Origin of the sequence: Novosphingobium humi, from assembly GCF_028607105.1 — a bacterium.
Taxonomy (GTDB): Bacteria; Pseudomonadota; Alphaproteobacteria; order Sphingomonadales; family Sphingomonadaceae; genus Novosphingobium; species Novosphingobium humi.
In genome coordinates, this window is sequence record NZ_CP117418.1 from 560,089 (window position 1) to 571,869 (window position 11,781).

General features: G+C 60.3%; 11 protein-coding genes. 5 read left to right on the forward strand and 6 right to left on the reverse strand.

The window, feature by feature from the left end; all coding sequences use genetic code 11:
• Positions 1-220: 220 nt before the first annotated feature.
• Positions 221-970 (reverse strand): SDR family oxidoreductase, encoded by a 750-nt coding sequence (locus PQ457_RS18395; RefSeq protein ID WP_273620302.1) that lies wholly within the window; start codon positions 968-970, stop codon positions 221-223.
• Positions 971-1,067: 97 nt separating this feature from the next.
• Between PQ457_RS18395 and PQ457_RS18400 the strand changes: the two genes are divergently transcribed.
• The 5 genes from PQ457_RS18400 to PQ457_RS18420 all read left to right on the forward strand — a co-directional run bounded on the left by PQ457_RS18400 (position 1,068) and on the right by PQ457_RS18420 (position 7,345).
• Complete coding sequence (locus tag PQ457_RS18400; RefSeq protein ID WP_273620303.1) at positions 1,068-1,973, forward strand: AraC family transcriptional regulator; 906 nt, start codon at positions 1,068-1,070, stop codon at positions 1,971-1,973.
• 722 nt (positions 1,974-2,695) lie between these two features.
• Positions 2,696-2,833 carry a hypothetical protein gene (locus PQ457_RS18405; RefSeq protein ID WP_273620304.1) on the forward strand — a complete coding sequence of 46 codons (138 nt, stop codon included), beginning with the start codon at positions 2,696-2,698 and terminating at the stop codon, positions 2,831-2,833.
• A gap of 21 nt (positions 2,834-2,854) precedes the next feature.
• Entirely contained in the window at positions 2,855-5,101 is a 2,247-nt protein-coding gene (locus tag PQ457_RS18410; RefSeq protein ID WP_273620305.1) for a glycosyltransferase family 4 protein, read from the forward strand.
• Between the two features lie 6 nt (positions 5,102-5,107).
• Positions 5,108-6,412, forward strand: coding sequence for a glycoside hydrolase family 130 protein (locus PQ457_RS18415; protein ID WP_273620306.1), 1,305 nt, complete (start codon positions 5,108-5,110; stop codon positions 6,410-6,412).
• A 120-nt stretch (positions 6,413-6,532) separates the two neighbouring features.
• Positions 6,533-7,345, forward strand: coding sequence for a transglutaminase-like domain-containing protein (locus tag PQ457_RS18420; RefSeq protein WP_273620307.1), 813 nt, complete (start codon positions 6,533-6,535; stop codon positions 7,343-7,345).
• Between the two features lie 103 nt (positions 7,346-7,448).
• Here PQ457_RS18420 and PQ457_RS18425 read toward each other — a convergent pair whose 3' ends face one another.
• From PQ457_RS18425 to PQ457_RS18445, 5 genes are all read right to left on the reverse strand, one after another.
• Positions 7,449-8,111 carry a DUF1003 domain-containing protein gene (locus PQ457_RS18425; protein WP_420541009.1) on the reverse strand — a complete coding sequence of 221 codons (663 nt, stop codon included), beginning with the start codon at positions 8,109-8,111 and terminating at the stop codon, positions 7,449-7,451.
• A 949-nt stretch (positions 8,112-9,060) separates the two neighbouring features.
• A complete protein-coding gene (locus PQ457_RS18430) occupies positions 9,061-9,435 on the reverse strand; it encodes a hypothetical protein (protein ID WP_273620308.1) in 375 nt (124 codons plus the stop codon).
• Positions 9,435-9,989, reverse strand: a complete 555-nt coding sequence (locus PQ457_RS18435; RefSeq protein ID WP_273620309.1) for a ferritin-like fold-containing protein — start codon at positions 9,987-9,989, stop codon at positions 9,435-9,437. The genes PQ457_RS18430 and PQ457_RS18435 overlap by 1 nt, the downstream gene beginning before the upstream one ends.
• A 70-nt stretch (positions 9,990-10,059) precedes the next feature.
• Positions 10,060-11,181: an OmpA family protein gene (locus PQ457_RS18440; RefSeq protein WP_273620310.1), complete on the reverse strand. Its 1,122-nt coding sequence runs from the start codon at positions 11,179-11,181 to the stop codon at positions 10,060-10,062.
• Between the two features lie 27 nt (positions 11,182-11,208).
• Positions 11,209-11,781 (reverse strand): lipid-binding SYLF domain-containing protein, encoded by a 573-nt coding sequence (locus PQ457_RS18445; RefSeq protein WP_273620311.1) that lies wholly within the window; start codon positions 11,779-11,781, stop codon positions 11,209-11,211.

Here is an 11,781-nt window from a genome sequence, read left to right on the forward strand (position 1 = left end):
CGCTAACAGATTAGGAAACAATCATAAATGACCTAGTCTGGTCGGGTACTGTCGGTTCCAGCGAGATCGAACCTGTCGCCGCCCCCGCCGCCAAAGCAAACATTTCTGCTGCAAGTGACCGCAACCCGAACCCGTCGTTCGTTCATAGGTTCGGGCATGAGGGAACTCATCCGCCGCTCGATCTCCTTTTTGCAAGAGCCAAAGTCGAGAAGCCCAACGGCTATTCGTCCCCGGCCAGCGCCAGCGCATCGGCACCCGCCGGAAAGTGAAGCCGGCCTGTGCGATCCTGCACCGCATCCCACACCGTCAGGGCAACATCGCTCTCGCGCGTGGTCAGGGCGGGCGCGGCAAAACCTTCCAGAATGGGGCGGGCAAAATCGGCATATTCGCCCGGCAGCAGATCGCTCACCGGCACGATGGCATTGGCGCCGAACCGCGTTGTCGGTGCATAGCCCGGCTCCACCAGCTTCACGCCAATGCCGAAATGGCCCAGTTCATGCGCCAGCGAGCCGGAGAAACCCTCGATAGCCTGTTTGGTCGCGGTATAGGCGGCGGCCAGCGGAAAGGTGCCCAAAGTTACGCTTGAGGTGACGTTGACGATGCAGCCCGAGCGCCGTTCCCGCATCCGGGGGATGAAAGCCTGACACATCGCCATCACGCCGATTGTGTTGGTCTCAATCAATTGCCGGATCAGGCTCATCGGCATGGCCTCGAAAGCGCCCACCCCGCCCACTCCCGCGTTATTGACCAGCACGTCGATAGGCCCGGCCGCCTCCGCCAGAGCCGCGATGCTGCCTTCCGAGGTGACATCCAGCGGCAGGATGCGCAACCGGTCAGAAGCGTCGCCCAGCACCGCCGGGTCGGGCTTGCGCATGGTCGCCACCACATTCCAGCCCTTGGCGAGGAAATGCTGGGCCGTTGCCAGTCCATAGCCGGAGGATGTGCCGGTGATGAGGATCGTTTTGGTCATTACCTGTCTCCTTGATGTCGATGCGGAGAGAGATAGACGCCGAGAGAAAGACAATATATAATCATGGATCCATATTTCTTTACGAATCGTCCATACCATGGATCCCCTGAGCGAAATCATCACCCTGCTGCGCCCCCATGCGGCCCTGTCGAAACCGATCACGGCGCGGGGCCGTTGGGGCTTGCGCTATCAGGCGCATGATGCACCAGGCTTCACGCTCATCCTCGCCGGAGAGGCGTGGGTGACTTTTGCGGGATCGACGCCGCTGCGACTGGCGCAGGGGGATTTCCTGCTGATGCCCACAACGCCCGCCTTTTCGCTGGGCAGCGAGCCGGGGATGACCGGTCCTCTGCTGGAGCCAAGCGGCGAGCCGGTGCGGCACGGGGAACAGGACGGCGAGCCCGATTTTGAGGCCTTGGGCGGCAGCTTTTCCTTTGAGCGGGTCAATGCCCCTCTGCTGCTCGCGCTGCTGCCCGGCCTGATCCATATTCCCGCCGCGCAGGGCATGACGGGCCGTATGGGCCGGACCATCCGCCTGCTGGCCGAGGAATGTACATCCAGCCATCCGGGCAAGGATCTGATCGTTCAGCGCATGCTCGAAGTGCTGCTGGTCGAAGCCTTGCGGTGGCAGGGCTTGGCGCATGACGCCGCCTCGGCAGGCCTGCTGGCCGGGCTGCGCGATCCGGCACTGGCCCGCGCGTTGCAGGCGATGCATGCCGATATCCGCGCTCATTGGACCGTTGCCGGGCTGGCAAGGATCGCGGGGATGTCACGCTCGGCATTTTCAGCGCGCTTCAGCCTGATCGTCGGGCGCGCGCCCATGGAATATCTCGCCGGTTGGCGCATGGCGGTTGCCAAGGATGCGCTTGCCCGAGGCGGCAAGTCGCTGGAACGCATAGCCGATGACATCGGTTATGAATCAGCCAGCGCCTTCAGCACCGCCTTTCGCAAACGCCTCGGCACCCCGCCCGGCAGCTATGCCAGAATGATGGGGGAGGCGTAGCGCGCCAGCGGCTTGTAGCTACGGTTGAGCAGTTGCCGCCGGTTCCAGCGCCACCGACCTGCGCCAAAATCGCCGCCAAAGCTGTCTTTCTCAAGCCCAAACCGGCACGTCCGAACCCGTCTTTCGTACACCTTTCGTTTTGGGAAATTCAGGCCGTAAAGAGACCGTCAGGTTCGGTAAGACTGATAGGCCGAACAGCCGCTTCAGGATCGCGATCACAACCGGCAGCTGCCGAACACCTCGCTTCGTTACATCCACTGATCGAATTTACCTTACGAAATAAGTCACTGAAATCGAAATCAGAGATTCACCCCTACTTGCTTGGCCAGGTTTCGACCTTCCCAGACCATCTGCACCAGGACAGGCCGATAGTAGCGAGCCATCGAGCATCGAATTGATGCAAGGCAATCAGCAATCCGTGCTATAGCCGGTCCCATCGCGAGACTTCGTTACCGAGCCACTCGCGGCTGAGGGATGCGATGCGCCCCCGCTTGATACAGGAGGACACGCCATGTGCCTCAATCAGATATTCAAAAACGAGCAGCTTGCCATCATGCGTTACGCATTGGCACCCAGCGGCCCTGACGCTGTCGAAAGCCTACGTGTCTTGCGCCAGTCGCGATTGGATTTTCAGGCATTTCCCTATCCCCATCGCCCCTATGTCCCCGCCCCGGCGACGGCCCGAAACCCTCGATCACACGCCAGCCAAGGAACCGACTGACATGGCCAAATCACAGAAACGCAGCAATCGCGAAATTCGCAAACCTAAGGCCGCCAAGGGCAAGGCCATCGTGCCGCTAATGCCGCAGGAAAGCTCGCCGGTGCTGTCCGCCACGCGCAAGCCGAAAGGCAAGCTCTGAGACGACTTGCAGACCCGGCCGATGCGAGTTGTCTTCATCGGCAATGCCTTGCCCCGCCGCTGTGGCATTGCCACCTTTACCACCGATCTTGAACTTGCCGTGCGCCACCTTGACGACGTGGCGCAGACCGCGATCATCGCCATGTGCGATCCGGGCGGGCAATATGCCTTTCCTCCCCACGTCCGCTGGTCCATCGCGCAGGAGGATGCCGGAGGTTATCTGGCGGCGGCCGATTTCATCCATGAGCAAGGCTTTGATGTTGCCTCGCTCCAGCACGAATTCGGCATTTATGGCGGCGAGGCAGGCGACCACATCCTTGGCTTGATCGCTGCTTTGCGCATCCCGCTGGTCACCACGCTGCACACGGTGCTGGACAGGCCTTCCGATGCCCAGCGCAAGGTGACCATGGCCATTCTGGCCGCCTCGGCGCGGGTGGTGGTGATGGCGCAAAAAGGGCGCTCGGTCCTGATCGACATCTATGGCGCCGATCCCGGCAAGATTGTCGTCATCCCCCACGGCATTCCCGACATGCCGCTGATCATCCCTCAACAGGCCAAGGAAAAGCTGGGCTTTTCCGGCCATCGCGTCATCCTCACCTTTGGTCTTATCAGCCCCAACAAGGGCATCGAGACGATGATCGAGGCTATGCCTGTGGTTCTGGCCGCGGCGCCCGATGCGGTTTATGTGGTGATGGGCGCCACCCACCCCACCTTGCTGCGCGAGGCGGGCGAGGCCTATCGTGAAAGCCTGATTGCGCGCGTGCACGATCTGGGGCTGGTCGGGCATGTGGTGTTCCTCAACCGCTTTGTCGACCGGCCTGAACTCTTGCAGCATATCGCCATGTGCGATGTCTATGTGACGCCTTATCTGGCGGAATCGCAGATGACATCGGGTACGCTGGCCTATTCTCACGGCCTGGGGCGGCCGGTGGTGTCGACGCCTTATTGGCATGCGCTGGAATTGCTGACCGATGGTTCGGGCGCGCTGGTGCCTTTTGGCGATGCTGATGGCCTGGGCGCGGTGGTGGCCGATCTGCTGACCGACGAAGGCTCGCGTCTGGCCATGGGCCGCCGCGCCTATGTGGCCAGTCGCGCGATGACATGGGGCAACACCGCGCTGCGCTATCGCGATGCCTTTCGCGCAGCATGCCGTAAGTCTTTGCCTGCTTTGCCGGTACTGCCGCTCGACCATTTTGCGGCGATGTGCGACGATACCGGCCTGTTTCAGCATGCTGTTTACGGCATTCCGGACCGGAGTCACGGTTATTGCATCGACGACAATGCCCGAGCTTTGCTGCTGTGCTGCGGGATGGCCGCAGGCACTCAGGCCGATGTCGTTAAAACGATGCAGCCCCGCTTTGCCGCATTCATCCAGCATGGGTGGAACCCCGATGCGAGCCGGTTTCGCAATTTCATGGGCTATGACCGCCGATGGCTTGAGGATGTAGGGTCCGAGGACAGCCATGGACGCACGCTCTGGGCTTTGGGCGCATCTGTGGCGCAAAGGCACGACCCGCAATTGGCACAATGGGCCGGTGCTCTGTTTGAACGGGCGTTGGCCAAGCTAAAGGCATTCACTTCACCGCGGGCATGGGCCTTCGCCTTGCTGGGCCTGTCATTTTATTGCGGCGCCCGACCGAACAATCACGAGGCGCGACGGCTGCAACTCACCCTTGGCGGACGCCTCCATGCCCGATTGCTGGCCTGCGAGAGTCAGGATTGGGTATGGTTCGAGGATCGGCTGACCTATGACAATGCGCGCCTGTGCGAGGCGCTGATTGTGACAGGCAAGGGCTGCGGATCGCGCGATCTGGTCGACGATGGTTTGCGCAGCCTGCGCTGGCTGCTGAATCGGCAGACTGCGCCCGAAGGGCATTTCCGTCCCGCCGGTTCGCAAGGGTTTCTGCTGATTTCGCGCGAAACGCCGCTATGCTTCGACCAGCAGCCGCTCGAAGCCTGCGCCACCATCGCGGCCTGTCTGGCGGCATCTTTTGTCGATGGGGCGCCATTATGGCATGTCGAGGCGCATAAAGCCTTTGCATGGTTTACCGGCGCCAATGATCTGGGGGTGTCGCTGGTCGATATTGCCACCGGCAGTTGCCGTGATGGTTTGCACCCCGATCGCGCCAATGAGAACAGGGGAGCCGAATCTCTGCTTTCTTATCTCCTGTCCATTTCCGACATGCGGCAATTCGAGCGTGACCTGCCATGGCCTGCGGCCATTCGGCTGCCGGACGCTTCGCTGCTTACCCTTCATCACGCCGGATAGGACACCATGCAAGATTTCCCTTTTTTCAACCGCCATGCCCTGCATTTGCGGCCTGATCCTTCGCGGGTGGTGGTGCGCCCTTTCCGGCTGGCCATCGAACCGCGCGAATTCAATCCCACCGACAAGGCCCGCGTCAATCATATCGTCGAGAGGGTTTTGGCCCTTGATGAAGCCGAGACAGAGGCTGTTCTGGCCAACACTCTGCGCAATTTCGACCACCACGATTACATGCTGGGGATTTTCGAGCAGCGGGCAAGAGACATGGAACATGTCTTTGCCAGCCACGCCTCCTTCTCGCTGGCCCAGCGTCAGTTGATCGGGGCCTATTTCCTGCATGAATACAGTTTCGAGGCGGCCGCCCTGTTCAACCCCAGCATCGTGCCTCATCCCGACCAAAGCGGTGTGGCGCACGGAGGCCTGCGCTTTATCCTGTCGCTGCGGGCTGTGGGCGAAGGTCATGTGTCTTCGCTGACATTCCGCTGCGGTACGATCAGCCAAGAAGGGATGCTGGCCATCGAGCCGCCTTTGCGTTTTGCCAGCCTGCCCAAAGTGACCGCGCGCGTGGGGGACCGGATAGAACTGACCTTTGCCGACGACAGTGATATTACCGAAAGGGTGATTTTTCCGGTCACCGAGGCGCAGGTCAACGGCATTGAGGACGCCCGTTTCGTGGCCTTTGAGGAGGAAGGGTGCACCGCCTACTACGCCACCTATACCGCCTATAGCGGGCGCGAGATCCGTTCTGAATTGCTTGAAACCCGCGATTTTCTGTCCTTCCGGCTCGTTGCGCTTCGCGGGCTTGCGGCTGGCAATAAGGGCATGGCGCTGTTTCCGCGCAAGCTCGGGGGGCGTTATGCGATGATCGCTCGCCATGACAATGAAAGCCTGCACCTGATCTATTCCGACAATCTGTTGGAATGGGATTTGGGAACCCCGATATTGCGCCCTAAATTTCCTTGGGAATTCATTCAGATCGGCAATTGCGGCTCGCCAATCGAACTTGACGAGGGCTGGCTGCTCTTCACCCATGGCGTCGGGCCGATGCGCCATTATTCGATCGGCGCGATGCTCTTGGACAAGGACGATCCCAGCCGTGTGATCGGCCGTTCGCACGTCCCGCTTGTGCAGCCGGAAAAGTCCGAACGCGAAGGCTACGTGCCCAATGTGGTCTATTCCTGCGGGGCCATGAAATTCGGTGACAGGATCGTGCTGCCCTATGCGATCTCCGACACGTTTTCGACCTTGGCAACTGTGAAAATCGCCACGCTGGTCGAGTTGCTTACGCAAGGGGGCGCTGCCGATGGCACTTGAAATGGCGTGAAACTGACGCCGGATTGGCGCGTTAACAGGATAATCTCACGCATGGCTGCATTTCCAGCGGAGGCCGGGATTCAGGCAGAGAACCTTCCCCTCAGATGAAAGTCATTCAGCATGTTGATCCGCGCCGGATATGATATCGGTTTTACCTGCGTGCAGCCCGTACCGATGCTGGCCAAGCTGAGCGTCCATACATCGCGCAACAAGGATCTGCGCACCGCACAACGTATCTTCACGACGCCCGATGTGCCGATGTATGATTATATCGATGGTTTCGGTAATATCTGCACCCGGTTGACCATGCCGCCCGGCGGCCTGACCATTTCCTGCGGCTTTGTGATCGAAGACAGTTTTGAGCCGGATCTGGTTGACATCCATGCCCGGCAGGCGTCGCTGGCCGAATTGCCCGATGACGTGCTGCACTATCTGCTAGGCAGCCGCTATTGCGAAACCGACCGACTTACCGAAATCGCATGGAGCCTGTTTGGCCATGTGCCGCAGGGGTGGGGGCTGGTTCAGGCGATTGTAGATTATGTCCATGGCGCAATCCGCTTTGACTATATGGCCGCCCGTCCGACCAAGACGGCATGGGATGTTTTTCACGAAGGCGCTGGCGTTTGCCGCGACTATGCGCATCTGGCGATTGCGCTGTGCCGCTGCATGAACATCCCCGCGCGCTATTGCACCGGCTATCTGGGCGATATGGATCTGCCGGCCGTCTTGGGCGACATGGATTTTTCCGCCTGGTTCGAGGTCTGGCTGGGCGGGCACTGGTATGTCTTTGACGCTCGCCATAATTTCCCCCGGCGCGGGCGCATTTTGATGGCGCGCGGCCGCGATGCGGCCGATGCGGCGCTCACAACCACCTTTGGCCCGGTCACGCTTTGCCGCTTTGAAATCTATACCGACGAGGATCGGTTGGGATAGGAGGGCGCTTGGCCCCCTGTCGGCCGCTTACCTTTTATCGGCCTGGTGGGCCGAACTATGCGCGTCCTGGCATCCAAGAAATGATTGCATGGTCAGCGCGTTGTCACTGTTCGGGCGCTGGCTGGCCGGCCATTGTAGTGGCTTCTTCGGACTTGGCCAGTTGGCTGCTGAGAAGTCGTACAGCCTCGGTCAACGCCAAAACTTCCTTTTCTCTCAAAGCGTCAAGCTTCTCATGTAGCAGTTCGATTTCGAGTTCTGCCTTGATATTGATTTGATAATCGGCCGCCGCATCGGCGCGGTCGATGTCTTGTTGCCGGTTTTGGCTCATCATGATGAAAGGCGCCGCATAGGCCGCCTGGAAAGACAACGCGAGGTTCAACAGGATAAACGGATAGGGGTCCCACCGCTGTACATAGGCCGTGACGTTCAAGATGACCCAGAACACCAGAATGGTCGTCTGAATGATGATGAACCGCCATGATCCCATCGTGGCAGCAACCATATCGGCGACGCGCTGCCCGCTGCTCAGTTTGCCTGCCGAGCCCTGCGAGCCGCACAGCCTTTGCTCTCGGCGTACCTCCCGTAGCTGCCGAAGCAATTCCGCCTCGTCCTCGTTCAGGTGATCGCGCTGTTTGTCAGCATGCGTCATCTTGACCTCCATTAACGCCCCACCTCCCAAAGCCGTGCGCTGAGCGCCTTTTCGTCCCGGAATGCGCCGCCGCACTGACAGGCCCAGGAACACAATTCGTGCGGACTGATCGGCCAACCTCGGACTTTCATGGCCACAGAGCAAGCACCGCAATATCTCTTCCGGCCATGGCACATTTTGCCTGACCGATCATTGAGTGCATGAAGTGGATGCTTCCAATGTCGCATGTGCGATCCAGACTCAGCGATTTGAGGGGTATTGCGCAATTGCTGCTGCTTGCCACCTCCGTGTTGGCGGCTTGCAAAGGGCCTAATGAGCAGGGACGGAAGGGGGATCAGGACAAGGCCGTGCCCCAAACCAGCGGCTGGGCAAAGCACAGGGCCGAGCAGATGCAACGACGCAAAGCCGTATCGTGCAGGCGCTGGAATTAATCGCCGATCAATTAAGGGAGGTGGCTTTGCTGCTTTCTGTTCCCGAGAGGATACAGGCATCGCGAGGGTATCCAATGCCGAAGTCCACCGACAGATGGGAAAACGAGGGCGGAAGCCTTGAGGCTCCGTCGAGTATTCCGCCAGGAGTGGTCCGCCACACCGAGGAAACGTTCACGGTCGGCAGCTACCGCTATACGAACCTCACGGCCGCGGTTGCAGAGGTCAAACGCTCAGGCAGGCTCCACAAATCGTGAGAAAACGCCATGCACATTGTCTGCGCGCGGCCGTGCCGCGCAACCGACCGGTAGACTTGCCGCTTCGTCGGGCATACGTTCGATGCAGAGCCCCGGCAGATCCAAGTGCAAGCCCCCCCGCAACTGCGCGCGCCACATCGGCTCTACAGTTGCCCGCACAGGTGATCGCCAATCATGCCGTCGTGGAATTGGGGGACATCCAGGGAAAATGGGAGCTTAATATCTATAAACCGCTGATCGAGGCGAATGTCTTGCGCTCGATTGAATGGCTTAGTGCGGAAAACAACGCCTTTACGCAGCGCGCCTTGACGGGGTTGGTCCATGAGGCGACATTCGAGCGCATTGTGCGCCCGCAAAATATGGTGGGGCGCACCTGCTTCTTTAGGGAATATCTGTGTCGGTGTAATGCCGCGCGCGTGCCAGCAGATCCCTCATCCGCTGGGCGGCATGTTCGGTCAGAGGATGATGGGTTGAACCGGGGCGCGGGGCGATATGGGCGGCCATGTCACGGGCCAGCTCGAGTTGCCCATCAGGCGCGCGTGCAAGCACGGCGATAAGCAGGTTTTCCAGCGCTATGACCCGTATCCGCAGATGCACCAGTTCGGCATTGGTCAATTCGGGTATATCGGCAGGCAGGCGAATGGCCGGTCGGGCAATCGCGCCGCCTTCATTGTCCCAACGCGACAGGGCGCTCTCGTGCCGGGCGATGGCGGCGGCATCAGGATGGGCGGCGAGGATGGGGCTGCCTTGTGACATCACCCGTTCTGCCTGACCAGCAGATCGGCCATATCGCTGGCATGCTCTTCCTCGGCCGCCAGAATCTGTTCGATCATCCGCCTGGTGGTGGGATCGGTGTCGGAAAAATAGCGGGCCAGTTCGCGGTAATGCGCAACCGCAATCCTTTCAGCGACAAGATTTTCGGTGATCATGTCCACCAGATCCATCGCAGTCGCATAACTCGATGCGGATCGAGAGAGCAGGTTCTTGGGATCGAAATCCGGTATCCCGCCCAACTGACATATCCGTTGCGCCACCAGCATGACATGGGCCTGCTCCTCTTGCGCATGGGCGGCAAATTCGGCCTTTACTGCCTCTCCGGCGATGCCTCTGGCCACGATCGAATGTTGGGTATAGCGCAGGAAGCAGACGATCTCGGTGGCCAGAACCGCCTGAAGAATATCGATCGCGGCCTCGACATCGCCATCATAGGTCTGGCTCATCCCGCCGGTCGCGATATGCTGGCGGGTTCGCTCACGCAGGCTGCTCACATCGCTGAGAAAGGTCTGGGCAGGTTGAGTGGATGGGGGCATGGGAAATTCCATTCCGTAAATGCGAGGGCGGGCGGCGTCTGATCGACAGAATCCTCCCGCCCCCAGTTGGTCATTTGCCCGAACCGGGGCCATAAGTGATTTCCACACGGCGGTTCTGCAATTCGCGCACACCGTCGGCGGTGGCCACCCGCTGGTTTGCTTCACCAAAGGCGCGCGCCGAGATCTTCCCCGCCCCTATGCCATGGCCGGTCAAATAACTTTCGACGGCCTCATCGCGGCGCTGGGCAAGGCCCATATTGTATTGCGGCGTGCCCGAACTGTCGGTGTAACCGGCCAGCATGATGCCGACGCTGCCGCAATTGCCATAGGCCTGGATGGCGCTGTCGAGAATGCCGGCAGCCTCAGAACTGATGTCCGAGCGGTTCCAGTCGAAGAACAGGATATACGGCCCCCCGTTACAAACGGCCGCGATCGGGGCCGGTGGCGGAGGAGGAGGAGGCGGTGCTTCGGGCGGCGGAGGAGGCGCGGCAACGGGTTCAGGCGCAGTTTCGGGCGCGGCTGCCGCACGGCCGAAATTGACCGTCAGCGTGGCCAGCAGCGAATGGCTGCGCAGCGAACCATGCCGGACACCGCCGCCCGAGAAATTGAAGTTTTCGCCACCATCGGGGCGGAAGTAGCGGTATTTCACCCCCAGATCGATATTGCGCGTGACCGGCATGGTCAGCCCGCCCAGCGCCTGCCAGGCCAGTCCCTTGGCATGACCTGAGATCAGGCCGCCACCGGGCAGAGCGTCACGCACGAATGTGTCTGCATAACCGATGCCCGCGCCTGCATAGAGCTTGACCCCTCCCCAATGACCAAGCCCCACCAGTCCATTGGCCATCACCGCCGTACTGTTGCTGCGGCCGCTCAAACCATCGGACGGGCCAAAGGTGCCATTGGGCAAAGGGCTGCCGGCGGGACGGTTTTGCCATTTGAGATTGGCCGCGTGATAGAACCCCTCGGCCTCGACCCGGAAATGGCCAAAGTCATAGCCCAGCGCACCACCCGCCTCCCAGCCGGTTTTGAAATGATCGGAATGTTCGAAATTGCTGGTGGTACTGCGAAAATCGGCGCGCTCGTTCTTAACTGCGCCGCCTTCGATGGTAATATAGGGGCCGCTGTCGGAAGCATGGACGGCGCCGGTCAGGACGCCAGACGCGAGCAACGCGCCGATGAAAAAACGTTTCATGAAATTTCCCATTCTGTCTTGAGAGGATCACTTGGGATGGATTTGCGAAATCTTGGTGCCCTGAAGCGTCAGATCCGCCATCAATCCCTTGCCGTTAAAGGGAAATGCATAGACATCATGGTCGATCATCGATGTATCGACCGCCGTTTGGGCGCTTTTGTTGATGACCACCACGCTGGGGCCGGTGCCTGCCGAAAAACCGCTGTTGCTTTCCACATTGGACAGCGCGCGATCATTCATCAAAAACAGCACATAGCTGAAATCCTGAGCCCCAGCCTGAAGGCCCCATGATCCGCCCGAGAGGTTGTAATAGCCCCGCGTCTTGCCATGGGCCAGCAGCACCCCATTGCCCGATTGCGCGCCAAAGATGAAACCGCCCTTTATGATCGAGGGAAACACCAGCACGGCACGGGCACGGCGGGATAGTCCACGAGCGCGGGGATCCTGCGCTTCGAGCAGTCGCAGCGTATCCTTGCCTTGCTGGGTGATCTGCAGGGCGGTGCGGGCCTCTGCGGAAGAGCCGACCAGACTGGCCAGCGCCATCGCCGCAAGCGCGGCCGTTGCGAAACCGGCAAGAGCCGGGCGGGAAAAGATCTTCAT

Excerpts from the sequence above, each read along its gene's own strand:
- PQ457_RS18395 (WP_273620302.1), bottom strand. The coding sequence starts at position 970 with ATGACCAAAACGATCCTCATCACCGGCACATCCTCCGGCTATGGACTG.
- PQ457_RS18400 (WP_273620303.1), top strand. The coding sequence starts at position 1,068 with ATGGATCCCCTGAGCGAAATCATCACCCTGCTGCGCCCCCATGCGGCC.
- PQ457_RS18405 (WP_273620304.1), top strand. The coding sequence starts at position 2,696 with ATGGCCAAATCACAGAAACGCAGCAATCGCGAAATTCGCAAACCTAAG.
- PQ457_RS18410 (WP_273620305.1), top strand. The coding sequence starts at position 2,855 with ATGCGAGTTGTCTTCATCGGCAATGCCTTGCCCCGCCGCTGTGGCATT.
- PQ457_RS18415 (WP_273620306.1), top strand. The coding sequence starts at position 5,108 with ATGCAAGATTTCCCTTTTTTCAACCGCCATGCCCTGCATTTGCGGCCT.
- PQ457_RS18420 (WP_273620307.1), top strand. The coding sequence starts at position 6,533 with ATGTTGATCCGCGCCGGATATGATATCGGTTTTACCTGCGTGCAGCCC.
- PQ457_RS18430 (WP_273620308.1), bottom strand. The coding sequence starts at position 9,435 with ATGTCACAAGGCAGCCCCATCCTCGCCGCCCATCCTGATGCCGCCGCC.
- PQ457_RS18435 (WP_273620309.1), bottom strand. The coding sequence starts at position 9,989 with ATGCCCCCATCCACTCAACCTGCCCAGACCTTTCTCAGCGATGTGAGC.
- PQ457_RS18440 (WP_273620310.1), bottom strand. The coding sequence starts at position 11,181 with ATGAAACGTTTTTTCATCGGCGCGTTGCTCGCGTCTGGCGTCCTGACC.
- PQ457_RS18445 (WP_273620311.1), bottom strand. The coding sequence starts at position 11,781 with ATGAAGATCTTTTCCCGCCCGGCTCTTGCCGGTTTCGCAACGGCCGCG.